Source organism: Klebsiella sp. P1927 (assembly GCF_018204675.1).
Taxonomy (GTDB): Bacteria; Pseudomonadota; Gammaproteobacteria; order Enterobacterales; family Enterobacteriaceae; genus Klebsiella; species Klebsiella pneumoniae.
In genome coordinates, this window is record NZ_CP073377.1 from 2,720,920 (window position 1) to 2,745,775 (window position 24,856).

A 24,856-nucleotide genomic window follows, 5' to 3' on the forward strand; every position below is an offset into this window, starting at 1 on the left:
CCAATTAATGCTGTATTTATATACAGTAGTTTTGTTGGTGGGCAAGGTCAATACAAGATGTGGCTATTGGTTACTGTGACAGCGACATAAGTCTTTAAGGGGCCTCGTTTTCGCTTTGGGACCAACTCAGCGTATAGCCAGTGCTTACTGATATAACGGCTTGCGCATCATCATTACCGTTTACCAGTAAACTGATGATGTCATCACGCTCAAACTGGTTCAGTTCATCCCAGATAAATACTTCATGTGAGAATTCTACTTTTGCCCCTGAAACAGTCTCAATCTTAACTGCGATTGTTGTCATACCGTCTCCCCTCTTCCGGTCATGATACTAGTTCCCAGGGCTATGGCATTTGTGATATCTCCTGCGGAGAACTCATTACCCCATGCACCAAAGAACCCAATGTCGCCTTTGAGCATCGAGGATCCTGCGGCACTTGCACCGAGCATGAGAGGACTGCCAGCAACGTTAGCCAGATAGCCCGTTGGGCTAGCAGCAATTGCGGTTCCATCAGACAAAGTTAATTTGTGATTGCGGTTAGGGGAAATGACACCACAGGCCACATACCATTTGTCAGCAACGATGGTTTGTCCGGTTGCGTAGTAAATACCCATTGAGCCATCAGGCCACGCAACACGCAGCTCCAGGCGCTGCCCGGTGGGGTTGTATGTGATGGCAAAGCCGTGACCGGAGCCGACGGTAAGATCTCGACAGTCCAGAACGTACTGGAATGTGTCGATGGCACTGAAACGGAAAGCCGTCAGGAAAGATAGTCCCGCAAGTCCAGCCTCCGTAAAGTCTGTTTGACTACCTGCAGTACCTTGAAACTGCAGTCCATATGGTTTCAGCTTCTGAACGCCCTGCTGCACGCTAAATCCGTGCCGCGAGTTATCGAGAGGCGTCAACAGGTCGTAAGCGACCTTCGGATTACTGATTGCCGATAGCGGAGAAGCTACAGGCTCAAAGTGCTGCTTGCTCCAGTCGGTGATGATACCGTCCGAGTTGAGCAGAATACGTGTTCCATTAGACATTTGTTACTCCTCAAATAAACGCATTTGCAGGGAGGTTAGGCGCTTTGGCGCTATCACCGATCATCTCATTTCCAGAACCGCGTAAGGTTCCAGTATAGGTTGCGCCGTTCGTCGGATTCAGCCACGAACAGCCAGTAACCAGTGTTTTATCTGCTGCAAAATAGACCACGCCTGACGCATCAGGTATCAGCTCAATATCAGCACCGGTGACCCGGCAGCGGTTGCCATTGCCGTTGGTGTAGACCCGCGCCAGCTTGCCGCCATGAATATCGACAACAGCTTTTGCGCCAGGAGTATGGATAATTGCCGGGATGCAATTATCCAGGGTAATCCGCGGTATCCAGCTGTAATCACTGTTCAGGTAATCAGCGGTCCAGTTTGCCGCGTCTCCCGGAATATCGACGGTCTGGGCTGCGGCCAGCTCGATGGACGGATTGTTGATAACGCTGTGCAGGTTGCGCAGTGTGATCCGGGCGTTCGTCCCGTCGCTGCCCTTTTTGTTACGTGAGCCCACAGTGTTCTGATACAGGTCGGCAGGCAATTTGATGCCGCACATGACAGCGTTCTGTGTTGGCTGGACGTTAATAGCCGTCATTCCATCAACGGTGATATTGTCGGGTAGCAGCGTTTTACGTCCGGTTACCGCGTAGTCGGTAAACTGAGAACGTAAGGCCGTAACAGCGCAGAACTCAAAATTGTCATTCGGTCTTCCGGTCTGGATGCCGGCGAGATCAAACACTATATTGCGGATGGTGATGGTAGGCGGTAGTTTGCTGTCGATGCCCTGATCAAGAGAGTTGGCCGTATCGATAATTCTGACAAGGTCAAATGACCGGGTCGTGTTGTACCATGCGGGTAGCCCTCTGTCCCACATCACCGTGACACCATCAATATTGAGAATGCCATCGCAGTCACTGGCATAGTCCTGCCTCATGCCGATGGCGTAGTTAAGGAAATACTCCACTGCATCGCCACTGGTGCGGGTGATATACAGACGAAGTTTCTCTATCGACCACTCATTACCTCCCTGCAGGTTAATTTGCCTGCCTTTCACAGTCAGATCTTTGAAGAAAACATCGTACCCGAAGCTGTGGAAATCAACGCGGTTAAACGTATTTCTGTTGCCGTATAAACCCTTTATTCCGTGATGCCCCTGAAATCCCCAGCCATGCAGTCCGTAATAGTTATCGATATGCACGTTGCAGGTATCTCGAATGCAGATGACATATGAGCCGTTCTCCGCCGGGTGACAGGTGGTTTCTCCGTATTCGCAAAAGACGTCAAAGACTTCGCGAGCAGAAATAACCACGCGGCTTTCGAGACTTGTTGAAGCTGTTTGCCACGACGTATGCACCAGATTTTTAATGCGCACCATCGGCCTGGAAACTTCGATATTCAGGAATCGACGACTGTCGCCCAGCTCAATAAAATGCGGGCATTCAAATTCCAGAAAATCATCTTCTTTCGGGATAATCGCAGCGTAACCAATTGAGCCGGTCGGAATATCTTTCACAATCCGTTCCGTCAGCGCGCCATTTCTACCAATACGGGAGAATTCGCGGTATAAAACCCGGTCACGAGGGTTATCCCTGTTTCCGTTTCGGTAAATCTCCACTTCATTAGAAAGCGCATAGAACATCCCGCCGTAATAAGGATACAGTTTCGGATACGGCAGATAGTTAGAGCCTTTTTTCAGGTACTGAGAGTAACTGGTGTTGAACGTAGCCAGCTCAGCAGGAGTGAGTTCAATACGTTCTTTCCCCTTGATATTGAACATACGTTTTGGCTCAGGCGCTGTAGGATCAAGCAGTCGCAGTGGCCCCCAGCGGATTTCGTTAACACCTGAGTCAGCGGAGGTAAAAATTATCGACCCTCCGAGTGACGTTTTTGTCCGAACCTCTGCTTCATGGTCAACTAATACCAGGAAGGCACCATCATTCTGACGAACCGGGATATTGAGCAGGTTCGCATAACGATGAGCATTCTGGATAGCGGCATCGGCAGCTTCAACACCAGACAGGTATGCTATCGCGGATGAACAGTTGCCCATCGCCAGGGCGACCTGCACAGCAAGGAGCGTAGCACCTGGAACACGGGGGGCCATAAACATGTCATAGCTGACAAATTCCGCCTGGCGATACCAGCGGCGTCCCAGCACATCGACCAGTATCCCGCCCGGTATTTCCCCGGAGGTCGTATCATCCGGATTGACCACGAACCTGCCGGCGATACGCTGGCCGACGACGTCGCGCACAGTTGCTGTGCCCGTGTAGTTGCGGATTGAGTCATAGTCCGCTGCCGTATCGCCCGGCTCAATCGAGCCGCCACCGCTGCCGCCCTCACCGAAACCGATCATCGTGCCGTCATTCCGTTGACCACACATCACCAGACCATTTCGATAGTAGATGACAAAACGCCATCCATCCGGCGGATTGTTATCAATGATGCTGCCGCCAAACTCTAACCCGGCATCTGAAGAATAGAGCTTCTGAAATTCATCAGCATACAGTCGCCCGTCTTTGTAGCCGAACGGTGAAAGACCATTTTTAAACACCACTGAAAATGGGTTTTCGCCCTGGCTGTCTATTAATCCCCTCACTGAATCTACAGCCTGACTGGACGGCATTTTTCGCCCGGTAGGCTGCAGCGTCCCGCCAACATTCATGACTTCGATCGCGAGCGCGCTGTCGTCCGGGCTGCGGTAATACGTGGTGCTACCCTCGGGGTTATTCGCAATATCCGCTTGTGCCGCCGCCAGCGTCATGTACTGCCGGCTGAGAGGGATCAGGTTCTGGCGGGCTTCCTCAACTACAGCATCCCTTTCTTTTTGTGAGGTTTCAAAGTCTTCTTGCTGCTGCGTTAGCTGGTTGTCCGCCTTAACATTAACGCCACGCAAAGTATCTAACTGTTCGCCTGTGCGTGTGGTAATGGTCTCTTCGCTGCTATTAACGAACTTGTCAATAGACTGCATATTATCCCATGCATCAGGCATGGATGCAGACGGCACAGGATTGCCGGTATCGTATTCACTCATGGTCGCCCCAATAAAAAAACCGGCATATGCCGGTTGATTGGTAATTTACATGCACTTAGATGATGTTATTTATTTTTGAGAACTCTTTGTCGTCATAGAATAAACCATCATCTTTGTTATAAAACATTCCTGGCTGGCAAAATATGTTTTCTTGATATTCCACAAGGTCTGCACCAGCGTACTCATAACCATTTTCTGCAATAATTATATTGATGACTATCCCGTTTTCAATGACCGCATAATTTCCTGCCATTATGCCAGCTCCTCAATGATAACGTAGCCATTAGCCCCTTTCCCTGACGCCCTGGCCACTGAATCATACGATGCACCAGCACCGCCGCCACCGGGAAAGAAACCATCATCTCCAGATGTACTGACGTGAGGAAGACCACCATAACTGCTGTGAGACGCTCCACCCACACCGCCCAAGGCGCCGACCGCCCCCTGGCCACCTTGCCCGACCACTGAAAAAATAGTCCCTACAGAGGGCGCGCCGGGAGTACCTCCAGCAGAATTACCCGTTGAATTGCCGCCCTTCCCACCGCCTGCAGAAATGCCAAGATCAACAATGGTAGTATCACCACCATCGCCACCGTTTCCGGAATTTCCTGCCACAACAGCAGCGCCACCAGCACCGATAACAATATTTGCTCCAGTGATGCTACTTACATCATACAAGCCCTCTACATAAGCCCCACCTGCGCCACTTGATGCCCCCGTCCCTGCTGTGTCCGTTCCCTTCCCACCCCCGCCTGCACCCCATGCCTTGATTCTGACTTTTTTAGTGCCAGCAGTTTTTACCCATGCTCCGCTAGCGGTAAAAACCTGAATGCGGAGCAGGCGTCCTTCTGCCTGATTATTAAGTGCGGACTTGAGAATATTTAGTAACGTGGCAATGTTTCCATTATCCAGGACATCGCTTCCTGTGCTATCCGCCATGAATTGCGCAAGGACGGCAGCAATTGTAGAGGATTGCCGTAGTGCTTTATTTACTTGTGCTGACGAGGCTTTGCCGGAAAGAAATCCTGATGCCAGTGCAGATAGCGCTTCATAATCAGCCTGTGATAATACGTTTGCCCCGCTACCAGTAGCGAAGGGTTTAAAATCGTTAGTCGCCATTAAAATCTCTCTCCCCATGACCCGCGGTCGAAACCAGCGATATAGTCATTTTCGATATCGAAGCCAAAAAACTGATAACCATCACTGACGGTCTCTATTTCACGGACACGAACTCCGGCGGCCTTAACCGTCATATAACCGTTTTGAATAGCCCACCATAGTTCGCTGTTAACCTGGTCAATTGGGTTAATGTCATAGCGCGATGGTACGTAACCTGCCGGTAATGCGATAAAGGGGCCTTTATTGACGGCGCTATCCAGAATTAACCGGTCTATTTCACTTAGGGCTACCGATGGGTCACCGAGTATCCAGATAGAAATCGACATATCCTGGTTGTCGACAATAGCCATTCGGATCCCGGACCCGGCAAGGGCGGTATCAAGAATTGGAGGAAGCGAGTCGTTCTGTCCATCCCAGTTGTTTATCGCCACTTTCACCTTCAGCATTAGCCGATATATTTCATCGCTTAGATCGATAAAACCGTCGTTTGGGTCATATGGGCCCTGCCAGACCCCCTGGTCCCAGCCAACCCGCTCGGTGTCCCACGAAAAATAAATCCCGGTTACCGGTGTGGCTACGCGCCGGGAGCGCCCAACCCATTCACCCACAACGTCGAGTTGCACGCCTACGGCGGTATCAATATCAAAATCGGGTATTAGCCGTGACATGGCATCGGAAACATCACTCAGTGGCCTGGTGGATAGGTCGACGTGGGCAAAGAACTTTGGTTTACCGGCGTGGTAGTTTGTTATGCGGTCAGTGTATCTGCTCATGAGACCACCAGATTAATATTGCTGACGGCGCAGGATGCTGACTGGTCAAAGGCAATATCCACGTTTGCCGCGGCTACGCCACCGGCAGACGTCCCGATCAGCAACTCGGTAATGTCGTAATACCTGGCATTACCACCACTGACAACACCAAGGTTAGCCGGTGAGTAAACGCGACTGAGAAGAACGCTGGCGCCGATTGCCAGTGAGTTAATGTAGGCAGATACAGCCGCCTTTATCTCTTCGCCAACCTGGGATGTGTAGCCCGTAAGAGGTTCGATAGTGATTTTGACGTAAATGGGTACATCGACCGGCCTTGAAAAACCTACCGAGTGAGGGTTTCCGTACTTATCAGGCACAACAATCACCGTACTACCGTAGGGTGTTACGCCCTGCCCTTTCACACCACGAATGCTGTTTGCAATGACCGTCGCATCACCACCTTCTACAATGGCGGCGATTGAGTGCGGAGGCAGGCCATTTGCATCAGTGGTATCTGTATCGTTCTCATACAGCTTGTGTCGCGTTACGCCGCTGATATTTGCTATCGCGCCATCTACCGCCTCAAACGGCGTCAGAGACGGTAAAGCAACGCTCTGTGATTGCCGGACACGCAATTCAGCATTTGTTTCGGCAGCAACGCCTACCGTAGCCGCTTGCGGGTTAGTTACTGATACCCAACCACGTGTCGGGGTGTTTATCTTATTGACTGACCCGGCAGGGGCGGCCACAGCACCAGCAACAGAACACGTCGCTGTAGCAATAACCGTCCCATCAATACCAATTGTCACCTGAGCAGGAAGATTCCAGATGATACCGTTGGCATCTTTCACAGACCCGTTTGTGATCAACGTTCCGGCCTCACCTTCGATCAGCTCATCTACCGTAGAGTTTGTCGCAGCACGGCGAGTGATGCCGTTAATTTTGACGTTACTGGTTAATGCATCGTCCAGCGCCGTCGACGGAGAAAATGACCGGTAAACGGAAATGGCCGTGTTGTTGGCATCGTGAATGGCCAGAGCCACCAGAGCGACCATCTGGCCGTCTTTGCTGTCCGGGTCAAGATAGGCATCACTGCCATAAATCTGCTGAAAATAACCAGTGATGGTGTCCAGAACGGTCTGGTAGTCGGGCGCACTTATCCCCTCAGCGGTTACCGTTGCCGATAAGCCGAGCGTGTCGAGGTCCAAAGACATTACGCCTCCGAAGTTACTGTGGTTGTCCCGTAGATGGTTTCCACCGTCGCAGTGAACGTTACACGGCGCGTGGTACCGTCAACAGTGGTATTAAATGCAGTGATTGAGCTAACCCCCTGCGTTTCGAGGATCCGCTTACGGATAGCGAGGTTGTAGGTATCCGGCTTTTGCTTACCCAGAACGGACTGAATCCATGGCGTACCTTCTGTGGTGTCCAGAAACCACTGTCCGTACCAAAGCAGAAAGCGAGTTTTTATGGCCTGCGCGACAGCCTCGGGGGAGTTAACCAGCCAGGTATCATCGCCCTGACCGAAGGTGTAATCCCCATCGTCATCTTCTCGACGGTATCGCATATCATCCTCCGAGTGGTGCTGTACTGCTGCCACCAGGTTCAACGCCACCATGCGTATGCTTATCAACGATTGAGCCATCCACCAGCTGCAGGCGGCCGTCCGAAAGAATTTTAAGCCCGTTCAGGTTAAAACCTCCCGGCGCCGTGCCGTTGATAGCTCCGCTGGCAGGATTAAGGCTCAACTTTGTTTCCCCGTCATCGCTGCGCAGCTCTACCGCACTGGTGCTGATACCGCCGATTTTTTTCGCCTGAGACTGAGGGCCGACAATGCAGAAGGCATCCGACAAATCATGCATGCGCTCGTCTACTGGCTCCTGAATACCTCCACTTTGCCACCAGAAATCGATACAGCGGTCTGCAAAGATAACAAGGCATTCATCACCAGGCTTAACAGGAAAAGTCAGCGTACAGCCTCCGCCACGAGGGAAAACGACAGGAACGTCCACCAGCAGTGGGAGGTTTACCGATACCTGGGCGCCGGATTCGTCCTTCTCTGCGCCTTTAATGGCTGGCTGAACAACAGCGGTGACAGCATCCGGATCAAACGACTGAATGATGCCAGGCATGGAGACGCGCATTGCAGACATGATCGCCTGCGCCAGTTGTGCGTCTGCCTGCTCTTTACTGCCGAGCTGGGAGTTTAGTGCTACGGGCATTTGGTTTACTCCGGCATTAAAAAACCCGCCGGAGCGGGCTTCTTAACTATAAGCTAATAAGAAGGGAGTCTTATCTTACTTTCTATGAACAAGGTTTTGAGAGTATCAGGAGTTATCTCTATAACATCACCGATGTTCAAAGCTTTATCTTTTGCATAATTTCCAACAGAATCAAGGAAGTCATGATGCATTCTGACTAACAATTTAACGTCGTTCACAATAGGATTAAATTCGTACTCCCAATCACCTTTACTCTCAAGGCAATTATAATAAAAGAAATATATCTCTTCGGCTTTCCAAAAATCAGAATACGCACCACCTGTGCGCCCCATCTCACGCCCTATTCTTTCATAGTCAAAATTATATCCATCATAACCATCAGCATATGCACCACAATAGAGCACCTTAACTCTGCCACGAGCGTAATCTCTGACATCACATATAGTCTCTAAATTTACTTTATAGGCGCATAACGCATAGCCATAATGACTATTTTCCGAGCTGGGAACTTTTAGTTCAATTTTTTTTGGATCCCATCCCAAGATGTAGGCTGCAAGCCAATGACCAGCCTCATGCCTTGCTATCCGGTAAACTGCTTTCTTGTAGTCGTAAGCGTTCATTTCCCCTCCTGTTTTTGAAACAGATTAGGGGATTAAATGAGCTTAATCACTACCGCTTGGTGTTTTAACGTTAAATGCATTGTCGGCGGGATTTTCTGGGGAAAATCTTTCTCCATTAACGGGGTAATTAATAAAAATATCCCCCGTTCTCTCCTGTTCACATTTCAGGTCTTCGCAAGGGATAGGCGGATGATCAATTTTTACACCGGTGAGAAAATTTGACATAACGCTTACCTACCCTGCCTTTAAGCACATAAAATAGCGAGCAACCAGATTACTTCACCTTCCGACAGTCGTACGTCCAGAACTCTCTGGGCTCGTCCATGTTCTTGCGGATCACTTCGACGTTGAGGATGGCCTTATTGTTGCGCTTAACGTAGTCGAGACCTAGCCAACGCCCTGTTTTGGCGTCTGGGAGCATCCATTGCATCATGACGTTATCGAAGTCGTCTTTTTGCTTGAGGAAGGTCATTTTCTGCGTTTCAGGGGCTTGTCCGTTGATATGCATCAACCCATCGCTTTCGCCCTTTAAGAAAAAAGGTCCGCATTGAGTGGCAGAAAAAGCTCCGCAGGAATAAAACACCCCAAAGACCAAAAATATTCCTAATTTTTTCATCAGCCAACCTTGTTTAAAGTGCTCAGGCTTTGCAGTTCTCTAGCCCCTTTCGCCAGACACAGCAGGTCCATATACCACGCCTGCCCGCGAGTATCGCCAGTATAGTCAATGCTGCCGACAATGTAATCACCGTCGGTATTGATTGCCGCCAGCTGCGACCCGGGAAGCCCATCGACATAGATGTTACCGTCTGTGGTACTTTCGCCTAATAGACCTGGTGACTGACCAACCTGATCATTACCGAGAGCCTGACGATATACAGAAGCCTGATCCAGCCTGATAAGCCCCCCAAGCTTAATATTCGGGTTTATCAGACAGCGCACATTTACCCCGGCGCCCATCGTCTGCTGAGGCATACCGATCAGGCCCGTATTGGCGTTCAGCACAATCGCTTCCTGTATGTACTTATCATCAGGAACGATATGCACCTGGTTGTTTTCGTACCACCAGTTAGCCTTGCACTGCCCTGCAAGGCTGTACATAAGGCGTCCAGTGTTCTGATAAATAGTGCGGCCGCGGGGGAATACAGTTGGACCAAAATCCGGCCTGCTTCCCTCTGTAATGCCATAAGGGCTAAGGGACTGCATACCCAAATCAAACAGGTCAGCATGCTTCCAGCCTGCCGACACTGTCGTTTTCACGCTGGCGTTGAGATGCCCCTCCCAGCCATCAATACACTGGATAAGCACCCAACTATCGGTGACGTTATCTTTGCCGGTGACGGTAAAGCGAATATCACCGTTAAAGATGATCCCCACATTTTTATCAGGATAGTTGCCGCTGCTATCTGCTGTGCCGTTATACCCGGCAATAGCCCTTACACGAGTAAACTCTTTACCCATGATCCGGTTTTGAGTCTCCGGCGACAGATTGTAGATTTTGAAGTTACCGACGAATCCGTTAAAGATAGTCGCGGGCATCTTCTGGATATTAAACGTCACCTTAAAATCCGACAGCGAAATCCCATCACCCTTATCATCAATAAGCTGCAGCTCAAAGTGCCGCATCCAGTTCTGAGACATAATCACTCCGTTACTGCGTAGAGATGGCTTTTAATGCCGAGGTCTGTTTGGGTTGGATTATCATTTGCCGGGTCGTCGCAATTGACATAGAGCGAAAAGCCAAGCCCGAGATAGCGATACTGCGCCAACAGGTTGGCGCCGGTGATAAGCGGGATCCCCTTTATCAGGTCGGCCCCGGTACTGTCCATGATATCCAGACACCAGAAAGCAGCACGCCAGGTGACAGCCATTTGCAGACTTTGACCTGCCACAGATATGGAGAATCGCTGGTTTTCTGGTGACAGAGGGATTTCTGAAACAGCCATTTAACCTCCCGAGATGAAGCCGACAAACCGGCTTAGTAGCGACTCATCTTTCGGAGTCGGCGTCTTTACTCCTGAATTTTGCACCGCTGACGTGTTTACCCCCTCTTTCATATTTTCCTTCGCTGCCACGCTGACTGTCTGCGTTTGGCTGGTGATTATTTCCCTCAGTGTAACTGTCGCCATCAGTACGTTTTCGCTGGTACGTTCGGTCGTCACATCCAGAGAGCGGATCACCATATTGGTATAAAGACGTTTCCCGGTGGTCACATCAAGCAATTGCCTTTCCTGCTGCATTTTGAGCAGCTCAGCATAGACTTCCTTAGGCCCCATGTTGTTAAGGGGCGTAGACAGCCCGATGCCTGCTGTATCATAAAAATCCAGCAAGGAACCACCACCAGCAAAGCCTATCTCCATAACGACTTCTGACGGGCGCCGATACGCATGGTCTGCAATGAACCCTGTGCCTGCGCTTGTAGGCCTTTCAACTGGATGCTCTGTCACCTCCAGAGCATCGCTATGACGCTCTGAAACCACCACATCGGGTATCATCAGACCAATACGGCGGCTCCGCTGCTGGAAAATGGTTGAAAGAATATCCATCAGCTCGGCCCCCGGGTTAGTTGCTGGGTAGCGCGTGCATTAACGTTGCCCTGGCTTTCAGAGACGATTTTCCCCGCCTCTCTCGGATCGCTGACACCAGAAATGTTGATAACGGTATTCTGGTTCAATGTCGCCCCAGCCCCCGGCATATTGCTCAACACTTTCGGGATATATTGCCTGGTTTCCTGCGGCATCAGCGCCATGCCGTACTTCTGCACATTACCGATGCCCCAGTTATAGGAGGCCAGAGTTTTATTCAGATCACCGCCGTTCTTCTGCAGGAGCATCGAAAGATATCGCGCCGCTGCTTCCGCTGACTTGATCGGGTCGAAGACATCATTCCCGCGTAGCCCCATATCCCGAGCGGTTCCAGGCATAAACTGGAACAATCCCTGTGCGCCAGCACCAGAAACAGCGAACTGGTTACCGCCAGACTCTGTAAGGGCTACGCTACGCAGCAGGCCCGCAGGGAGGTTGTACAGCGCTTCCAGCTTACCCATCATCGGAGCCATCCAGCCCAGCAACTGAGCGCCTGCTTTAGTGGCCTGAGGTCGTTTAACAGACTGCCCGTATTGAGTAGCGTCAGCGCCAAACCAGCCAGTAACGGCTTGACCAATACTGCGAGGGTCAAACCCGGTTTTATTCTGAATCCAGTCCGCAGCTCTATTGGCGCTGTCTGTCACCGCGTTTGATGGTGTCGGCTCGCCGCCCTGATTCAGCAGCTGTCTGGCGTAAGCTGCCGCGTCTGACCAGCGACCTTCATCAATCGCATTGAGAAGCTTGCCTATGGTATCCAGCATCTTGTTCAGCTCATTGAACTGCTTCTTCAGACTGTCGAATTCGAACTTAATCGACCATGTTTTAGGGTCGATACCGAAAAGCTTAATCAGCTCATCTTTAAGGCGCTTCACACCAGTCCATAGTTTTTCAATGGCGTTAAGCGCCAGAGTTATCGCCGGTTCCCACGACTTCCAGTCGATGAGGCTTTTACCGCCTTCCTTCCAGGTCTTGTAATCGTCGTACAGCACCAGGATGGCGCCTGCGAGCGCCAGCACCCAGGTAATCGGAGAGGCAAGCATTGCCGCATTCAGCAATCGCCAGGCTACAAGCAAGCCACCAAGCGTCTGAATAAGCTTTTGTGTGTCGCTATCCAGCCCGATCCACCAGGCCCGGATATCACTGGCGGCCTGAATAAGGCGGTAAATTACCCTGCCTACCATCTCACCAGCCCAGAGAATTCCTTTCACGGTACCGGTTATTGCGCCTTCAATTTTCGGGAAGTTTTCCAGAATTTGTCGACGCAGCCTGTCCAGAGAGCCAGCAAGGCCATCAGCGAGGCTGGAGCCTATTTTATCCCGCGCCATGCCTGCCATCAGCCCAAAGGAGCGCAGCGAGGTCATGAATTTATTAGAGCTGACGGCGGCCACATCGGCGTTATAGCCGATCGCCTTCGCCATCGCGGTGTATTCGCCACTAAACTGGCCGATACCGCGACGCATTGCCATCAGGGTGTTTTCATCCAGACCCAGCATTTGAGCGTACTGGTTCGCGCGGTAATACGGCATGCTGCTAAGACGCTGGCCGACGCCGGTAAAGATCGTCGCCATGTCCCGCATATTGCCGCTGGCATCACGCGTTTGAACCCCCAGCCGGTTCAGGAAACCTTCCGCGCCTGGGTTATTGCGGATAAACCGTGCCAGATTCTCAAGCGATCCACGCGCTGAGTCGGCGCTGCCGCCTACCTGGCTAACTGCATACCCGATTTGCTTGATGCCCTCTACCGTCGCTCCGGTGCGCTGAGAGGCCCAATAGAGGTTGTCGAGGCTGCTGGCTATTTTGGCGGTGAACGCGACAACAGAAAGCGCTGCCGCTTCGACCTTGACGCCTAGCTCAATCGCTTTCAGCGTCGTACCCGCCACTACAGCATCGAACTTTTTAGCACCGGCCTCATCAACGTTAAACCCAAGCGAGATCAGAAAGTCCTTGAGCGTTTCAGCGTTCATTGTCCTCTCTCCATTTCGCTATGCGGTATTCGTTATCGGCTTTTAGGTCCAGCCAGTCATTCATGCGGGCAACATCGGCCAGGTCGACCGAGCCGTCTTTAAGTGCGGTGTAAGTGATGTATCCGGCATCAACCGGGCGCATCAGGAAGCTTTCGCCTTCAGGAAGAGTTTCCAGCGTCAGGCCACTGGCGGGGTGGACGTCTCGCTGGCGGGGAGTTCTTTCAAAAAATTTCCCAGACTATCGGCGACCACCCGCGCCACCAGCTGCAGCATGGTAAACAGGTCCGTATCGTCGAACATCAGTACGCCCTGATCGAACACCTTCGTCCAGCCCTTTTCGTGCTGGCGGGAAACGACGCTCAGGCACGGATAAATCACCGCGTTAACGTCCTCATCCGGCAGCGCGGCCAGCGTATCGGCAATTTTCGGCAGTACGCTTTCCAGCACTGCACCAGAGTTACCCGCAGCGGCCTGCGCTTTCAGCGTGGAAAATTCACTAACGAGCCCGGCCAGCACCGGCAGCAGCTTACGGCTGACCTTCAGTTGCTGGAATACGTCAAGTTTGGCGGTTCGGTAATTAACCCCTTTGATTTCAAATTCCATCTGTTAAAACTCCCCCAGCAGTTGGTCAATCTTGCCGCAGTCAAAAACCCACGACACTGTGTTACCAACCTTTGCGTTGGCGTGATCCGGCTGTTTCTGGAAGGCGCAGGAACGCGCTGTCGAGATGTCGCCAGAGACTTTGTTTCGCACTACGATGACGTTGTTACCCCAGGTGGCTGAAGACTGGCTCTGTGCGTTGTACATCAGAGACAGTTTTTTGTTGACCGGGGAGGTCTTAAGCAGCGTTACCGTGATGGTGCCGCTCTTACCGGCGTGAAGGCTGTGCATCACTTCCCCGTCGGCGCCTACGGTCATGGTGTTTTTTGCCTCTGCCATGACTACGGTGATCCCCTCTTCGGAGTTCGCCGAGCCGTAACCCAGATCGATACTGCCGGTCGGGCCCGTCAGGGATGCAGAGACGTCAATAAAAGAGTAAGTAGACATTTAGTTCCCCTTAACGGACCACGTTGATCTGCACGTCGCCATAATGAATAGCGCCAGCCAGCTTGATCGCCGCCTGAATTACCGGCGACTTACGCGCTTCCCTGTCGGATTGAGCCTGGTTAGCTACCGCGTCGGCGTAGACGTAGTAACCCTTGGTCAGGGTATCCCCGGATTCAATCTGGCCAATCGGGCCACCGTTCCAGACACCCGGAGCAATGAGGCCGTTATTTACCGCCTGATCCAGTGAGGCTTCGACGTTGGTCATTAACCGGGTTACGCCTGCGTCGGTCTGCGGGATTTTGGTGGCCGAGGTGTAAAGCAGGTTATAGAGATTGGTCTGAACGTAGTTCTGCAGCCAGTCCAGGCCATGCCGCTCATCAAAGAAATCACCGTTCGCCATCACACCCTGCTGGATAATCGCTGTATCGTTGGCGTAGTAGACGTAGACGTTACCGTTAATAGCATCAATAGCGGACGCCTGTGCGGTCGTCAGCGTTTCGTGCGTCACGCCCGGCTCGGTTTTGAACTTCAGGGTGATCGTGGTGTTGTTGCCGGTGAAATTCACCGTAAACGCACGGCCAAATGCCGAGATAGCGGCGTATTTGCTGCTGGAGCTGTACTGCCAGAACGTACGGCTGTAGCCGGCGGCTTTCAGCTTATAGCCGATGTTGTCGGTATTCCCCGAGACCAGCACATTCACATCAGCAGTGGTAACGGCCAGAATGCGGCTTAAGCTGGATGCCTCAATAGCAGCAGCAACGGAAATCACGTCAGCCTCAACCAGATCGGCGCTGTCGGCAATTGCCAGCCCGTACCAGTTGGTATACTGAAGGCAGGCATTAACGGCCTGTAGCAAGGTTTCCACCGCCCCGGCCTCTCCTTCCGCCAGCGTCTTCGCCCAACGGCCGATATAGACCAGCGTGGGTTTTGGTGATTGTGAAAAGAAGATGGTCGCTGCTTCGTATTCCGGGGAGTCAGCGCCAAAATCATCGCCGATATCTTCAATGGCCGAATACTGGCGAATGCGCTCGGTAACCGGAATAACGGTAGAGGTTCCCAGAATGAGGAGCGCACCGAAGTTTCGCCCCGTTGCCGCTACCGGTGACATGATGACGTCAACGTTAACGACATTGGAAACAGGTAAGCCCTGTGCCATGTTTTAATCTCCAAAAAATTGCACTGGCGCGTCGACCAGCGATTGAATGCCGTACTGGCGGATGATTTTGCGGCGCAGGTCAACGCTGATATCGTACCGGCGCACCCACTGGTTATTGATGAGTTCGGGCAGATTGAGGATCCGCCCATGCTGCAGAAATGTCAGGCCAGAGCGGTTGAGCTCGTCATTGTTCTGCGAGACCAGCAGACCGTCACGAAAGCGCGTGGCCATTGCCAGCCCCTGCGGGCCATAGAAGCACAAGATCAGGCTCACGGTCTCATGCGACCACTGTTCGGTGTTCTCTTCGCCCTGCACGTACGCCGGGTTGAAGTCCTCCTGAATGCCGGTGATACCGAACGCGCACCAGGTGGTGCCGTTTTTGGGTATCTGCTTTTGCGGGTCAGTCCAGCGTGGGTAAACCAGCGTGGCAGCCAGCCCTGTCACACCCCGTATCCAGCGGCTGATTAGCCGTTCCAGATCCTCATCGTAGGGCGGTGAATCACCGACGGGGGTCAGATATCCCGCCGTTGTGCTGTCGTTACTCAATTGGCGTTCCCCCGTCGAATTCCAGAAGCTCGCAATGCGCCTGAACGAACCCGGCACCGTACGCCGTATACGGGTCGACAAACGTCACACGATAATCTCGCCCGCGGTAGGTTACGATATCGGCATCTAATCCGGGTTGCCCCTGAGTCAGCCTGAACTGCGTCACGATGAGAATGGCCCCGTTGATGTTCTGTCCGGCGGCCATACGCTTCGCTTCCAGTGAACGGTCGACGGTTACGACACCAGAGAACGGAATAGCCTGCACGGTATTGGTTGGAAAATTATCTTCGTCCACTGTCTGCACCTGTCGATAACACACCAGAGACAGGTCGACAAAGTCCGGATCAAGCAGAACATCCGTCACATCGAGAAACGGCATTATTCTTTCCTCACGACATACTGAATCGCTCTGAACAGGAATCCGCGGGCACGCAACGGCTTATCGCCTGGAATGGGAGGCTTCATTTCTCTGCGCTTCTTGATGGTTTTTTCAGATAGTGGGGTCAGACGATCGCCTGCCTCAATGACAGCCTTTGAGGCATCACGCGCAATCTGGCCTGCGGCTTCAAGATGCATCGACGCCACATCTGCCTTACCTTCAAGCGCAGACTGAGCGGCCAGCTTTAAACGCTCTGTCGTTTTATCCCGGGAATCCTCAATACCCATGTCCAGAAATGGCCTTGGCGGCAGAGTAACGGTCTCACCGTCTATCTCTACGGTTGCCCCGGTGGACTGGAGATACCCCAGCTCAGCGTTGCTCAGCGGCGCATCATCGCGCGGAGGACCTGCCGGGATACCAACCAGCACATCAGTGCCTGACAGCTGCTTCAGCGCATCCAGAACGCTGCTGTAATTGTCTTCCCGAATTGTGAGCCCGCTTTTCATTCCGGCGTCCCCAGTTGAACCGCACCGGCACCAAACATCATCAGGTATTCCCAGAACTCCGATCCGTAACGGGAGTTGTTCCAGAAACCGGCATTAGGGTCCAGGGTTGCGCTTGCGTCATAACTGGCTGAAACCTTATCCACTGATTTCGCGGTCTGTATGCCGCTATTTATGCCACCAGCAGTACCCACAGCTACACCACGCATATCGGCGGCGTAAAGGTACATGTAGTGCGCAACATACAGCCCGACGATGTAGGGAAAGATATCCACGCCAAAGCGCGACTCACTCAGCATGGCATCAGCAAGATTCAGTCGAGCCTGAATCATTGGCGTGGGGTACTTTGTATCGTCAGCGAACTGCGGAAAGGTTGCCCTGAACTGCTCAGGCGTCGGCAGACTTTGATTTCTTGCCATTATTGGTAGTCTCCGGCAATTGCGCTTCGAGTTCAGCAATACGCGCGTCTTTCTCGGCGATTTTTGCTTCCAGCTCAGCAATGCGCGGGTCTTCTGCGACCGCTGGCGCTTCGCCATCCGGAGAACAGTGCGCTTTTACGAACCAGTGATCAGCAACCGTGTCATCGACGTCGTGGAAGCCAACCGGGAAATGCTTTTGCTCTTTGCCGTCGTTGAAGTTAAACGGGGAGAGTACGTAAATCTTTTTCATTGCAAGTCCTCATGAGCGGCCCTTTCGGGCCGCCGCAGGTTAGATGCCGTCGACGTAGGCCAGAGTTTCCGGATAAACCGGCTCTACTGCACCCAGCTTGCCGTAATAGGTTACGAGCTGATACAGGCCGCGATACTGGATCGGCACGCTCATCAGCGGAACCATCGGGAAGCGAACGTATTTCTTGTCGTTGGTGTAGAACATCATGCGATCAGAGTTCGACACGCCACGACCTTTCGCCCATTTCACCGGACGGATGTTCAGAGGACGCCCGTTCTGGTGGTATGCGATGGTGTTGGTTTCCAGATAGGTCAGCAGGGACTGGTTACCAGCGCTGGATACGATGGTGCTTGCCAGCAGAGAGAACTGCTCCGGCGGGATCAGCATGTCCGTCGGTACCATGGAGTAAGCTGAGTTGGCCCACGCAGCACTCAACCCGGCATTAATGCTCGCCCGGATTTCGTCAGCGGTGGAGGTCGCCCAGGTCTTCGCGGCGTTGGTCGGCGTTACCTGCGTCAGGTTCAGCAGGCCTTTAACGTTCAGACCGGAATCGCCGATATAAACCTGCTCGTCCGTGTCCATGTTCCACTTCAGCTGCATGCCGTCGTACTTCTGCGTGTCGATCGGGCGACCAACCTGCGCAGCTGCCTGCAATTCAGGAACGGTCCAGCCAAGCTCCATACCCCACAGTGTGAGCGGGAAGCCAGTTTTTGCGATGTCGACGTTAAGTCCAGCCATCGCGGTCGCGGCTTTGCTAAGCCAGTTTTTACCGTTAGCATTCGGCGTACCGGCAGCAGCAAAAGTGGTGTTAGTGAACGAGCTGATCTCATCAGCAATAGACACGTCTTCACGCAACTGGATATCGCGCGACCAGGTGAAATTCACCAGCGGCAGATTCAGTGTCTGATCGAGACGCTCCAGCTCATGGACAAGAAAGGCACCAGTGCCGTCGACTGTCGCCTGGTCAAATGTCATTGGCATTTGCGATTTCCTTAAATATTGAAGGCCAGCTCAATGTTGCCGCTGGTGTCGCCAGGGCCATTGAAGTAAGCGTTAGTGATCTGGACGGTATTCGAGCCATCAGCGGCGGCAAGGAACGCGCCGAGAGGGCTTGAGGCGGATGGTGTGGCCACTCGCATGTAGACCGGGCCATGCAGAGCAACGCTGGATGCATCCGCGCCGATGTTTACCGTGACGTAACCACGTACCAGGCAATCGCCGGTGAAGTTTTTACCGCTGCCTACCTGCTGGACTTTATCCGGCTGGCTGGCGGTCGGATACGGACGAACATAAATGCCCACCAGCACCGACGCTGTATCGCTCGCAGCGATTGGCACAAATTTCCCGGAGGAAATCTTGCCGCCAAGGCCGTAAGCGGGGAAAAGGTTGGAGGAGTCCAGCAGTTGAGGTTCAACCGTCAGATCCTGCGGACGAGAAATTGCCCCGGCGATGCCCGCTGGCATCCGGTAAAGAAATGTATTACCCATTAGTTAGCCTCGTTTAGACCAGAATTCCTGCGCGGCCTGATTCATACCGGCAATGGTTTTAACAGTGGTGGCAGTCTGCGTTTGCAGGCTGTCGACGGTTTTGGTATTGCGGTTTTTCGCCAGCTCAGAAACAGCCGTGAAAGCCATATCTACCGTGGCTTTTTTCAGCTTGCTGATATCGGCATCACCGACAATAGAGCGAACCAGAGATTGATCGGCAGAGGCAAGCACCTGGCGCTTGAATGCTGTCGGCTTCGCCTTTTCTGGCAACTGGATGCCTGGCTGAATCAGATCGGCACGATAAGCGGCATCGCCGGTAACCTTACCCTCCTCTTCCTTTTTCTCCTCTTCATCCTCGGCATCGCCGGTACCAGGAGCAGCTGCCGCAGGCGTGAGTTTGGCCACCGCCTCAATCAGCGCCTTACCCCATGCAGGAATTTCTTCCTCACCATCGCCAGTACCAGGCAATGCCGGGCCGGGAAGCGGATTTTGCGGTGCAAGGTTGATGACCACTCCGCCGGGTGTCATAGAGGTCGATACATCGTTATCGCCCGTGACATCATCAGGCGGGTTATCAATGAGACTTGCCATTTCGGCAGCGTCCCCGGTTTTACGGGCCTTCAGGAGCCGGGTAAACCAGTTTTTAGTAGTGCTTGGCATAGAATCCCCTATTGCACAACGGAAACCGGCCCGCCCGTTAGGGACAAGGGCCAGATGGTTAGCGGTAATCGCAGATTGCTTTGCGAGACCAGGTGAAATCTGTTCGTAATCGGCGTCGTACCCGCAGCTGACCTCGTCATCACCATCATCAATGGCCTGCAGGGCTTCCGGGGTTTTGACGATGACATCAGCCAGCAGCAGATCGATTTTATCGTCCGTGCCACGTCGTACGTTCTGGATGTGCCCGTGAGCCAGCTGGCGCCAGTTATCAGGGGTAACAAAGATGATCTGCCCGTCAAAATCTCGCGGATGGCCGATAGTGACTGCCATTCCTTCGAATGACGCCATGGCTCGCTCGCTGAACACCTCTTCTGGCATCCGGCGTACGATGACCTTCCCTCTGTCGTTTGGGACAAGCTCAGGCCGCTCTGTGGCGTCGTACTCCTGCTCACCAGTCCTTGCGATCGGGACGTCCTTAAACAGGACAGACCCATCAGCAAGTTGAAAGCGGGTATTACCCAGGCGGGTTTTAAAGAAATATTTCATGGGTTACCTGCTGAATTGCGGGCATTGAAAAGGCCGCTCATTGGCGGCCTGTTATTTTACAGGGTCAGGTATTTGCACTTCCGACCAACACTTGCAGTTAGGCAGGCACCCGGCGTGTCCAGTCATGCCATCGAGCGTTGGCGGGCTATCCCAGCGCACAAACTTATCTTTCATTTTTCGGTGTGAGGGCCTGGTGCCTGCACCTTCAATGCGCCACCAGTATCCCTCTGATCCAACTGCCAGAGCCCGTGCCTGGGTCAGTGCGCCAGTTGCGCGCCCTATCTCTGTGCGGGCTATCATCCGCGCCCTGCTGGCCGCCACGTCACCGGATTGCATGATCATCTCGTAAAGCTGATCGGGGCGCTCACCATGGATGACAGCCTGTATCGCACGCTCCTGAATTTCCCTGACACGTCCGGCCGCCTCTAATGGCAGAGACTTCATGTAGCGAATCTGTCGGTAAACGATGTCTTGCGCCACCATGCCGACAGGAGTGTTACCAATCACGTCACGCAGACCAGCGGATATTTCTTCCGAAACAGAGCGCCACTGATTCCACTCTTCACGCTCCACCTGGGCAAACATCTTTCGACCGACCATTTCGGCCCAGTCGTCGATCACCCCGGAGTAGTCAACAAGCGATTTAGCAATGCTCTCAGCGCTTGCCTGTGAACCATCGTAGGAACCCGTGACGATTTGATTTATCTGGTCGACTATCGCCAGTAGGCTTTTCTGATACTGGACCTCCGATCGGCGGCGGAGGGCTGGTTTCAGATTCAGTCTCCTGCCACTGTTTCGCCGCATTCTGGATATCCTCATCGCTAATTGAAGCACCGATGCCGGTAACGTCAGACAGCTCGCGCAAATCAGTCAGAGCAGCAGCCGGCGACATGCCCAAATCACGCACCGCGGTTGCAAGAGCGGTAGTTGTGTTGGTTGCCACCGTGGAGCGATCGGTGTCGCTCATCTGCCACAGGGGGTTAAACTCAAAGGTGAAATCTTGCGGCAACGGCTCGCCAAACTCTGAGCGATGCAGTACATCGAATAACAGGCGGATGTGAGGCCGTAAATCTCGCTCCTGAAGCGCTCCCACGTCGTCGTAGTAGTTCGCGAGGTCAGCGTCACCGGTTGAAAAACCCTTCGGTGACTGGCGGAACAGACGGACAAGAGGAATGCCAACAGCACCCGCGATATCCTCTTTAAACTCGCTAAGCAGGTCAGACAGCCCTGCGAAAGAATAGGAATGTGTTTCAAATTCGTCCTCCGAATCAAACAGGGACATACCCTCGTTCGTCTGGTACTGGCGGACCATCTCCATATTCTTGATAAGCGCCTCAAACGCTTTACCGCCTGTGGCGATAATTTCACGCAGCTTTTTAATCTTTGCCGTTCGCAGATGTGCCTTGTAGGCAAGCTGGGCGGCGCCGACGCTGGTGCTATCGTAGGAAGTCAGGCGATCGAAGATGCGCTCGACAATGGACATCCCCCATTCGTTTTCGGTGATTTTCTGCTGATACGGCAGTTTCACACCATCCATGCGGATCAGGCGGCTGTGGTGAACAGTCCACGCAGGCAGCCCCTGCGCCGTTGTCACGATGTCATAGAATTCAGGCTTGCCGAGGTTAGGACCAAGTGCCTTAATGCGCCTGGTGAGCTGTGGGTTAATCATCCAGCGGTCAAGTACAGCCAGACCTTTAAAGCTGCCCTTGCCAACCTTATCCAGCACCAGCGGCGTCAGCGGTGCCTGACCTTCAATCAGAATCAGTGCCACCGCCCCGCCATACAGCCGGGACCATTTCAGCGTCTCGTTGATGCAATCCCAAAGCTGAAGCTCATCGAACCGTGATTCCAGAATGCCACGACGTTTCGGGTCAATCTCACTGGTGATCCGCACGCCCTTTTTGGTCATATCGTCCGCTTTCGAATCGACTGCGGCGCCAATAATCCAGGAGGAACGATAAGCCCACTCGATGAGCAGGCGGTTGCGGCTGGTATAGTTCGCCCTGTAGGTCGATGCGGCATGCTGATTAGGCTGCTGCATACCGACACGGGCAACAAAGTTATCGTACGAATCCGCCGTGGCGACTCGTCCTGTTTTCTTCGCCATGGTGACTATTCTCCGGCTTTTTTGGTACTCGTGGCGGATAGGATAATTTGTTAAAAAACGACCCGATTTAACATAATGACTGTTACCCGCACCAGCCGGATCCCTCCCATGATGAAATGTCCGCCAAAGGCTTATTTATCGGGGTTAAGTGGCTAAAAGCGCGTGAATAAAACATGCATAAACAGGGTCGAAAAATGAATAGCGTGAATTTTGCGTGAAACGGTTATTTCCAGGTATTTAGCTGTTTCCCAGCGCTTCCCAGATATCCATTGCCGTATCGGTTGGAGCAAACGCCATGATGAACGCGTCGGCCACGTTCGGCGATGGTACGTCACGCTTGGCGAGGTCTTTCTTGCTTTCCACCATCACGCGACCGTTTTTGTCAAAATCACGGTGCGGGGTGGTAAGTTCCAGCTTGAGCTTTTCCAGCAGCGGGCAGGATGAGTCAATGCTAATCAGCTCATCTACCGGGTACTGCTCGCCGTTCTTTACCGCGTTGAAGGTGTTACGGAAGCGATCCGCTACCAGCCACCAGGCTTGCGCTTTGAGGTTGGCGAAAAAATCCTTGTTCGGGATCCCACTATATTCGTAGTCCGGCTCATTCACACCAGCGCCTGCATTGAATCGCTGATAATTGATGCGGGATGCATTCATGTTTTCGCGCTTACGATCCTCATTAATTTCTGAGAATTTCGCGCCAGCAGATGCCCCAACGCCGATTGAGTCGTAGACGATATCAGCATCGCGCTCCAGTGCTGCCTGATACGTACGCTGGCAGCTCTTCAGCAATTCGTCTTCTTTCGCCTTCCACTCATCCGCCCAATACACGACGGAGCCGTGACGATAGACGTTAGCGCACTTATCGGCGCCGCTATCGGCGACGTCGAAGCCAATACGCTTACGCCCGCTTGGCTCGAAATTCAGGATTTTGTGGGCATCAACAGCCGCCTCAATCCATGACAGCTTGATAATGGCCGCATCATCATCCGACTCTGGCACGCCTTCGTAGACGTGCTTAAACCCATCCGGATCCCGGCGCTTAGCGGCTTCGATAACCTTCAGCATCGTGTCGGACAAAAAGGGGTTTTCATCGTAGTTGATTTTGCGTATCAGCGTATCTTCTGGCGGATCGACCACAAAGTTACGCCAAACGAAATCAGTCACCAGTCCGGGGTTAAAGATAAACCAGCACTCTGAGCCCTCTTTACGGATGGTAGGCTCCAGTATCTTCCACTGGTACTCCGTCAGCGCGTGGGCCTCTTCAAGCCACAGAACGCTGATACCTTCCAGAGACTTAATCTCTTCAATGTTGCGCCAGAGCCCATAAAACACGAATTCAGACCCGGTCACCCGGTTAATGATTTTGTTGTTCAGAATGCGGAAACGATGCCGCAGGCCAAAGCGGTCAATCTGAATTTTGAGCAGGGTATACACCGACTCTTCAATTTTGTTCTGGATCTGACGCGCACAACAAAAGCGCAGGCTGTATTTATTTGACAGGAATATGGCGATGCCAGCAGCATCCCATGACTTTGACGATGACCGGCCACCATAAAGCACTTTGTTACGCGCCTGCGTCGTCCAGAAGCTACGCAGGACCGGATTCAGCGTCGGTTTGGATGTCAGAGTAGAAGTCATTGAGGTCACGCTCTCCGTTGCCATCATCAATACCAGCATCACGGCGAAGACGATCGGCCTCCAGCGACACCTTATCAGTAGCAGCCTTGCGATAGTCTGTATCAGCAAATATTTTGCCTACCGTCGCAAGCGTGCCGACGATGGACTCAATACGAACGGTATTGCGCATCATCGCCTTCTCGGCGGCGCTGATATTTTCCATCAGCACCTTTCTTTCCTGGTCCCCTTCAGCATCATCCAGCTTGGTCAACCACCGGCCAATATTCTCTGCGGCGACAAGGTTGTTAGCCCGAAGGCGAAATAATTCGTCTTCGAGTGTCAACGCTTTCGCGTCTTCAATGACCTCATCTTTAAGCAGAAGACGGCGGGCATAACCACCGTGTTTTAACGCCTGCTGGTTGCCGGGTTGAAATGGGTTAGTCGGCGGATCGGTACGCACCCCGCGTATCGGTTTCGTATCTGGTGGAGGTTCGGCTTTTGGTTGCGTACGGCCAGAGCTGGCAGGCTTTTCGCTGGTACGCGCCTTACTCTTTTGCGTACCATTTTTGCGTACCTGCGTACTGGCCTTGCGTACCCAATCAAACTTTTTAGCCCTCTTCCTGATAGCCCCTTCAGTAACGCCGTATTTATCGCCTATATCACGGAGACTAAGGACTCCGGCCCGGTATGCCGATTCGATGGCCTCCCAGTCCGGTGTTGCCATAATTTTGTCCTCGCCTTGACATTATCGAGCCACCTCTGGAAGTGGCTCTGTAATGCCCATAAAAAAACCCGCCGCAGCGGGTTTGGGATA

General features: G+C 52.8%; 32 protein-coding genes. All 32 read right to left on the minus strand.

What is annotated here, in order from left to right:
- Window positions 1-94: 94 nt before the first annotated feature.
- Window positions 95-304 carry a hypothetical protein gene (locus KB892_RS13720; protein ID WP_002902131.1) on the minus strand — a complete coding sequence of 70 codons (210 nt, stop codon included), beginning with the start codon at window positions 302-304 and terminating at the stop codon, window positions 95-97.
- Window positions 301-1,032: a LamG-like jellyroll fold domain-containing protein gene (locus tag KB892_RS13725; RefSeq protein ID WP_002902128.1), complete on the minus strand. Its 732-nt coding sequence runs from the start codon at window positions 1,030-1,032 to the stop codon at window positions 301-303. The genes KB892_RS13720 and KB892_RS13725 overlap by 4 nt, the downstream gene beginning before the upstream one ends.
- Before the next feature lie 10 nt (window positions 1,033-1,042).
- Window positions 1,043-4,066, minus strand: a complete 3,024-nt coding sequence (locus KB892_RS31140) for a hypothetical protein (protein ID WP_014343022.1) — start codon at window positions 4,064-4,066, stop codon at window positions 1,043-1,045.
- A 55-nt stretch (window positions 4,067-4,121) separates the two neighbouring features.
- On the minus strand, window positions 4,122-4,319 hold the full coding sequence (locus tag KB892_RS13740; protein ID WP_004152577.1) for a hypothetical protein: 198 nt from the start codon (window positions 4,317-4,319) through the stop codon (window positions 4,122-4,124).
- The gene (locus KB892_RS13745; protein WP_004152576.1) at window positions 4,319-5,185 is read right to left on the minus strand and encodes a hypothetical protein; all 867 of its coding nucleotides are present in this window, start codon (window positions 5,183-5,185) and stop codon (window positions 4,319-4,321) included. Before KB892_RS13745 ends, KB892_RS13740 begins: the two co-directional genes overlap by 1 nt.
- Window positions 5,185-5,958, minus strand: a complete 774-nt coding sequence (locus KB892_RS13750) for a baseplate wedge 1 family protein (protein ID WP_004152575.1) — start codon at window positions 5,956-5,958, stop codon at window positions 5,185-5,187. The genes KB892_RS13745 and KB892_RS13750 overlap by 1 nt, the downstream gene beginning before the upstream one ends.
- On the minus strand, window positions 5,955-7,151 hold the full coding sequence (locus KB892_RS13755; protein WP_004152574.1) for a baseplate J/gp47 family protein: 1,197 nt from the start codon (window positions 7,149-7,151) through the stop codon (window positions 5,955-5,957). The genes KB892_RS13750 and KB892_RS13755 overlap by 4 nt, the downstream gene beginning before the upstream one ends.
- Window positions 7,151-7,504, minus strand: a complete 354-nt coding sequence (locus KB892_RS13760) for a thioredoxin domain-containing protein (RefSeq protein ID WP_004152573.1) — start codon at window positions 7,502-7,504, stop codon at window positions 7,151-7,153. The genes KB892_RS13755 and KB892_RS13760 overlap by 1 nt, the downstream gene beginning before the upstream one ends.
- A gap of 1 nt (window position 7,505) precedes the next feature.
- The gene (locus KB892_RS13765) at window positions 7,506-8,159 is read right to left on the minus strand and encodes a Gp138 family membrane-puncturing spike protein (protein WP_004152572.1); all 654 of its coding nucleotides are present in this window, start codon (window positions 8,157-8,159) and stop codon (window positions 7,506-7,508) included.
- A 53-nt stretch (window positions 8,160-8,212) separates the two neighbouring features.
- On the minus strand, window positions 8,213-8,779 hold the full coding sequence (locus KB892_RS13770; protein WP_004152571.1) for a hypothetical protein: 567 nt from the start codon (window positions 8,777-8,779) through the stop codon (window positions 8,213-8,215).
- Window positions 8,780-8,821: 42 nt separating this feature from the next.
- Window positions 8,822-9,004, minus strand: coding sequence for a hypothetical protein (locus KB892_RS13775; RefSeq protein WP_004199301.1), 183 nt, complete (start codon window positions 9,002-9,004; stop codon window positions 8,822-8,824).
- A gap of 49 nt (window positions 9,005-9,053) precedes the next feature.
- Window positions 9,054-9,395: a hypothetical protein gene (locus tag KB892_RS13780; protein WP_004152570.1), complete on the minus strand. Its 342-nt coding sequence runs from the start codon at window positions 9,393-9,395 to the stop codon at window positions 9,054-9,056.
- Window positions 9,395-10,417 carry a hypothetical protein gene (locus KB892_RS13785; protein WP_004152569.1) on the minus strand — a complete coding sequence of 341 codons (1,023 nt, stop codon included), beginning with the start codon at window positions 10,415-10,417 and terminating at the stop codon, window positions 9,395-9,397. Before KB892_RS13785 ends, KB892_RS13780 begins: the two co-directional genes overlap by 1 nt.
- 2 nt (window positions 10,418-10,419) lie before the next feature.
- Complete coding sequence (locus tag KB892_RS13790) at window positions 10,420-10,722, minus strand: phage baseplate plug family protein (RefSeq protein ID WP_004152568.1); 303 nt, start codon at window positions 10,720-10,722, stop codon at window positions 10,420-10,422.
- Entirely contained in the window at window positions 10,723-11,322 is a 600-nt protein-coding gene (locus KB892_RS13795; RefSeq protein WP_004152567.1) for a phage baseplate protein, read from the minus strand.
- On the minus strand, window positions 11,322-13,325 hold the full coding sequence (locus tag KB892_RS13800; RefSeq protein WP_004152566.1) for a lytic transglycosylase domain-containing protein: 2,004 nt from the start codon (window positions 13,323-13,325) through the stop codon (window positions 11,322-11,324). Before KB892_RS13800 ends, KB892_RS13795 begins: the two co-directional genes overlap by 1 nt.
- Window positions 13,315-13,467 (minus strand): DUF6889 family protein, encoded by a 153-nt coding sequence (locus KB892_RS13805; RefSeq protein ID WP_004152565.1) that lies wholly within the window; start codon window positions 13,465-13,467, stop codon window positions 13,315-13,317. The genes KB892_RS13800 and KB892_RS13805 overlap by 11 nt, the downstream gene beginning before the upstream one ends.
- Before the next feature lie 35 nt (window positions 13,468-13,502).
- Window positions 13,503-13,928 carry a phage tail assembly chaperone gene (locus KB892_RS13810; RefSeq protein ID WP_004152564.1) on the minus strand — a complete coding sequence of 142 codons (426 nt, stop codon included), beginning with the start codon at window positions 13,926-13,928 and terminating at the stop codon, window positions 13,503-13,505.
- A 3-nt stretch (window positions 13,929-13,931) separates the two neighbouring features.
- The gene (locus tag KB892_RS13815; protein WP_004199809.1) at window positions 13,932-14,372 is read right to left on the minus strand and encodes a DUF3277 family protein; all 441 of its coding nucleotides are present in this window, start codon (window positions 14,370-14,372) and stop codon (window positions 13,932-13,934) included.
- Between the two features lie 10 nt (window positions 14,373-14,382).
- Window positions 14,383-15,528 (minus strand): DUF3383 family protein, encoded by a 1,146-nt coding sequence (locus tag KB892_RS13820; RefSeq protein ID WP_004152177.1) that lies wholly within the window; start codon window positions 15,526-15,528, stop codon window positions 14,383-14,385.
- Window positions 15,529-15,531: 3 nt separating this feature from the next.
- Window positions 15,532-16,074, minus strand: a complete 543-nt coding sequence (locus KB892_RS13825) for a phage neck terminator protein (RefSeq protein WP_000063948.1) — start codon at window positions 16,072-16,074, stop codon at window positions 15,532-15,534.
- Window positions 16,067-16,453: a hypothetical protein gene (locus KB892_RS13830; protein WP_001116156.1), complete on the minus strand. Its 387-nt coding sequence runs from the start codon at window positions 16,451-16,453 to the stop codon at window positions 16,067-16,069. Before KB892_RS13830 ends, KB892_RS13825 begins: the two co-directional genes overlap by 8 nt.
- The gene (locus KB892_RS13835) at window positions 16,453-16,959 is read right to left on the minus strand and encodes a hypothetical protein (protein WP_000834982.1); all 507 of its coding nucleotides are present in this window, start codon (window positions 16,957-16,959) and stop codon (window positions 16,453-16,455) included. Before KB892_RS13835 ends, KB892_RS13830 begins: the two co-directional genes overlap by 1 nt.
- Window positions 16,956-17,375: a DUF4054 domain-containing protein gene (locus KB892_RS13840; RefSeq protein ID WP_000113538.1), complete on the minus strand. Its 420-nt coding sequence runs from the start codon at window positions 17,373-17,375 to the stop codon at window positions 16,956-16,958. The genes KB892_RS13835 and KB892_RS13840 overlap by 4 nt, the downstream gene beginning before the upstream one ends.
- On the minus strand, window positions 17,344-17,625 hold the full coding sequence (locus tag KB892_RS13845) for an STY1053 family phage-associated protein (RefSeq protein ID WP_000725700.1): 282 nt from the start codon (window positions 17,623-17,625) through the stop codon (window positions 17,344-17,346). Before KB892_RS13845 ends, KB892_RS13840 begins: the two co-directional genes overlap by 32 nt.
- 39 nt (window positions 17,626-17,664) lie before the next feature.
- A complete protein-coding gene (locus tag KB892_RS13850; RefSeq protein ID WP_001132269.1) occupies window positions 17,665-18,606 on the minus strand; it encodes a DUF2184 domain-containing protein in 942 nt (313 codons plus the stop codon).
- Between the two features lie 11 nt (window positions 18,607-18,617).
- A complete protein-coding gene (locus KB892_RS13855; protein WP_000528476.1) occupies window positions 18,618-19,112 on the minus strand; it encodes a structural cement protein Gp24 in 495 nt (164 codons plus the stop codon).
- Window positions 19,113-19,115: 3 nt separating this feature from the next.
- The gene (locus KB892_RS13860) at window positions 19,116-20,318 is read right to left on the minus strand and encodes a DUF2213 domain-containing protein (RefSeq protein ID WP_004199270.1); all 1,203 of its coding nucleotides are present in this window, start codon (window positions 20,316-20,318) and stop codon (window positions 19,116-19,118) included.
- A gap of 51 nt (window positions 20,319-20,369) precedes the next feature.
- Window positions 20,370-20,918 carry a phage head morphogenesis protein gene (locus tag KB892_RS13865; protein ID WP_004152174.1) on the minus strand — a complete coding sequence of 183 codons (549 nt, stop codon included), beginning with the start codon at window positions 20,916-20,918 and terminating at the stop codon, window positions 20,370-20,372.
- 55 nt (window positions 20,919-20,973) lie between these two features.
- Window positions 20,974-22,425 carry a DUF1073 domain-containing protein gene (locus tag KB892_RS13870; RefSeq protein WP_004152173.1) on the minus strand — a complete coding sequence of 484 codons (1,452 nt, stop codon included), beginning with the start codon at window positions 22,423-22,425 and terminating at the stop codon, window positions 20,974-20,976.
- A 237-nt stretch (window positions 22,426-22,662) separates the two neighbouring features.
- Window positions 22,663-24,063 (minus strand): PBSX family phage terminase large subunit, encoded by a 1,401-nt coding sequence (locus tag KB892_RS13875; protein WP_004152172.1) that lies wholly within the window; start codon window positions 24,061-24,063, stop codon window positions 22,663-22,665.
- The gene (locus KB892_RS13880) at window positions 24,014-24,502 is read right to left on the minus strand and encodes a hypothetical protein (protein ID WP_004218030.1); all 489 of its coding nucleotides are present in this window, start codon (window positions 24,500-24,502) and stop codon (window positions 24,014-24,016) included. The genes KB892_RS13875 and KB892_RS13880 overlap by 50 nt, the downstream gene beginning before the upstream one ends.
- Window positions 24,503-24,856: the final 354 nt, after the last annotated feature.

Coding starts and splice junctions, on each gene's coding strand:
- KB892_RS13810 (WP_004152564.1), bottom strand. CDS start 13,928: ATGGAATTTGAAATCAAAGGGGTTAATTACCGAACCGCCAAACTTGAC.
- KB892_RS13790 (WP_004152568.1), bottom strand. CDS start 10,722: ATGGCTGTTTCAGAAATCCCTCTGTCACCAGAAAACCAGCGATTCTCC.
- KB892_RS13845 (WP_000725700.1), bottom strand. CDS start 17,625: ATGAAAAAGATTTACGTACTCTCCCCGTTTAACTTCAACGACGGCAAA.
- KB892_RS13855 (WP_000528476.1), bottom strand. CDS start 19,112: ATGGGTAATACATTTCTTTACCGGATGCCAGCGGGCATCGCCGGGGCA.
- KB892_RS13830 (WP_001116156.1), bottom strand. CDS start 16,453: ATGCCGTTTCTCGATGTGACGGATGTTCTGCTTGATCCGGACTTTGTC.
- KB892_RS13840 (WP_000113538.1), bottom strand. CDS start 17,375: ATGGCAAGAAATCAAAGTCTGCCGACGCCTGAGCAGTTCAGGGCAACC.
- KB892_RS13865 (WP_004152174.1), bottom strand. CDS start 20,918: ATGGTCGGTCGAAAGATGTTTGCCCAGGTGGAGCGTGAAGAGTGGAAT.
- KB892_RS13750 (WP_004152575.1), bottom strand. CDS start 5,958: ATGAGCAGATACACTGACCGCATAACAAACTACCACGCCGGTAAACCA.
- KB892_RS13835 (WP_000834982.1), bottom strand. CDS start 16,959: ATGAAAAGCGGGCTCACAATTCGGGAAGACAATTACAGCAGCGTTCTG.
- KB892_RS13785 (WP_004152569.1), bottom strand. CDS start 10,417: ATGTCTCAGAACTGGATGCGGCACTTTGAGCTGCAGCTTATTGATGAT.
- KB892_RS13805 (WP_004152565.1), bottom strand. CDS start 13,467: ATGCGCCCGGTTGATGCCGGATACATCACTTACACCGCACTTAAAGAC.
- KB892_RS13815 (WP_004199809.1), bottom strand. CDS start 14,372: ATGTCTACTTACTCTTTTATTGACGTCTCTGCATCCCTGACGGGCCCG.
- KB892_RS13875 (WP_004152172.1), bottom strand. CDS start 24,063: ATGACTTCTACTCTGACATCCAAACCGACGCTGAATCCGGTCCTGCGT.
- KB892_RS31140 (WP_014343022.1), bottom strand. CDS start 4,066: ATGAGTGAATACGATACCGGCAATCCTGTGCCGTCTGCATCCATGCCT.
- KB892_RS13725 (WP_002902128.1), bottom strand. CDS start 1,032: ATGTCTAATGGAACACGTATTCTGCTCAACTCGGACGGTATCATCACC.
- KB892_RS13870 (WP_004152173.1), bottom strand. CDS start 22,425: ATGGCGAAGAAAACAGGACGAGTCGCCACGGCGGATTCGTACGATAAC.
- KB892_RS13765 (WP_004152572.1), bottom strand. CDS start 8,159: ATGCCCGTAGCACTAAACTCCCAGCTCGGCAGTAAAGAGCAGGCAGAC.
- KB892_RS13850 (WP_001132269.1), bottom strand. CDS start 18,606: ATGCCAATGACATTTGACCAGGCGACAGTCGACGGCACTGGTGCCTTT.
- KB892_RS13800 (WP_004152566.1), bottom strand. CDS start 13,325: ATGAACGCTGAAACGCTCAAGGACTTTCTGATCTCGCTTGGGTTTAAC.
- KB892_RS13720 (WP_002902131.1), bottom strand. CDS start 304: ATGACAACAATCGCAGTTAAGATTGAGACTGTTTCAGGGGCAAAAGTA.
- KB892_RS13770 (WP_004152571.1), bottom strand. CDS start 8,779: ATGAACGCTTACGACTACAAGAAAGCAGTTTACCGGATAGCAAGGCAT.
- KB892_RS13820 (WP_004152177.1), bottom strand. CDS start 15,528: ATGGCACAGGGCTTACCTGTTTCCAATGTCGTTAACGTTGACGTCATC.
- KB892_RS13780 (WP_004152570.1), bottom strand. CDS start 9,395: ATGAAAAAATTAGGAATATTTTTGGTCTTTGGGGTGTTTTATTCCTGC.
- KB892_RS13795 (WP_004152567.1), bottom strand. CDS start 11,322: ATGGATATTCTTTCAACCATTTTCCAGCAGCGGAGCCGCCGTATTGGT.
- KB892_RS13760 (WP_004152573.1), bottom strand. CDS start 7,504: ATGCGATACCGTCGAGAAGATGACGATGGGGATTACACCTTCGGTCAG.
- KB892_RS13740 (WP_004152577.1), bottom strand. CDS start 4,319: ATGGCAGGAAATTATGCGGTCATTGAAAACGGGATAGTCATCAATATA.
- KB892_RS13745 (WP_004152576.1), bottom strand. CDS start 5,185: ATGGCGACTAACGATTTTAAACCCTTCGCTACTGGTAGCGGGGCAAAC.
- KB892_RS13755 (WP_004152574.1), bottom strand. CDS start 7,151: ATGTCTTTGGACCTCGACACGCTCGGCTTATCGGCAACGGTAACCGCT.
- KB892_RS13860 (WP_004199270.1), bottom strand. CDS start 20,318: ATGAAATATTTCTTTAAAACCCGCCTGGGTAATACCCGCTTTCAACTT.
- KB892_RS13775 (WP_004199301.1), bottom strand. CDS start 9,004: ATGTCAAATTTTCTCACCGGTGTAAAAATTGATCATCCGCCTATCCCT.